Below are 1,384 nucleotides of genomic sequence, written 5' to 3'. Positions count from 1 at the left end.
GTATCTCAAAACAAAGGCAGTAAAACGCCTGGAATAGATGGTGTCATCTGGAACACAGATGCACGCCGTATGAAAGCAGTCAATCAGCTTAGTCGCAAGACTTATAAAGCGAAACCACTCAAACGCATCTACATTCCCAAAAAGAACGGCAAGCTCAGGCCATTAGGCATTCCGTGCATGATTGATAGAGCGCAACAAGCACTCCATCTACTAGCACTAGAGCCTGTATCTGAAACACTTGCTGACCCCAATAGCTATGGATTTAGGCCAAATCGCAGCACTGCTGACGCGGTCAGTCAATGCTTCAAATGCTTGGCACTAAAGAAATCAGCCAAATGGGTACTTGAAGGGGATATCAAAGCCTGTTTCGACAAGATCGGCCATCAATGGCTTCTTGATAACATCGCTGTAGATAAGCGAATGTTGGAACAATGGCTAAAGTCTGGCTTTATGGACAAAGGTTTGTTCTATGATACTGATGAGGGTACACCACAAGGCGGAATCATATCTCCGACCTTGATGTTAATGACTCTCGCAGGGCTAGAGCAGTACATAAAATCCACTGCGCTCAAAAAGAGTGCTAGAGCTAACTTTATTGGTTATGCAGATGATTTCGTGGTCACCTGCTCTTCAAAGGAAGTGCTCGTGAACGACATCAAACCGTTGATTTCTGATTTTCTGGCAGAAAGAGGGTTAACCCTCTCCGAAGAGAAAACGAAGATCACTCATATTGATGACGGCTTTGACTTTCTGGGCTTCAATCACAGGAAGTACAAAGGGAAACTGCTCATCAAGCCGAGCAAATCCAACACGCTGTTATTTTTGAGAAACCTACGTGAACTCATCAAAAAGCACGCAACCATTCCTGTTAACGATCTTATCAAGTTGATAAATCCGAAACTCAGGGGATGGGCGAATTACTATCGCCACTGTGTTGCTAAGCAGATATTCGGGTATGTCGGCCACAATCTATTCAAAGCATTATGGCACTGGGCAGTTAGACGTCATCCAACCAAGTCCAAGGACTGGGTTGTTCATAAATACTTCCTTAACCGTAAAGGCCAATGGCAATTTCACGGTTGGCAGAAAGTCATGAACATGGATTGCCTGTTTAACCTATTCCAAATAGCAAAAGTGCCCATCGAGCGACATGTAAAAATCAAGAGTGCCGCTACGCCCTTTGATCCTCAATACCAAGAATACTTGGCAAAGAGAAAATCAAAGAAGCAATGCCGCAACTCTTGGCATGAACCTGCTCTCGCTGCTTTGTAAGTTGCTGGGTGCCAATCGGTGCCTTAGTGGAGGCTTGAGCCGTATGCAGTGAAAGTTGCACGTACGGTTCTTAGAGGGACGGCACTTGGTAACAAGTGTCGTCTACTCGACA

General features: G+C 45.1%; 1 protein-coding gene. It reads left to right on the top strand.

The window, feature by feature from the left end:
• The coding region (ltrA, locus tag C9J42_RS21230) for a group II intron reverse transcriptase/maturase (protein ID WP_107302304.1) at positions 1-1,272 on the top strand (1,272 nt) is incomplete at its 5' end.
• Positions 1,273-1,384: the final 112 nt, after the last annotated feature.

It is taken from the genome of Photobacterium sp. GB-56 (genome assembly GCF_003026105.1).
Classification (GTDB): Bacteria; Pseudomonadota; Gammaproteobacteria; order Enterobacterales; family Vibrionaceae; genus Photobacterium.
The sequence above is the reverse complement of the archived record's forward strand: the minus strand, read 5'-3'. Positions and strand labels throughout refer to the sequence as shown.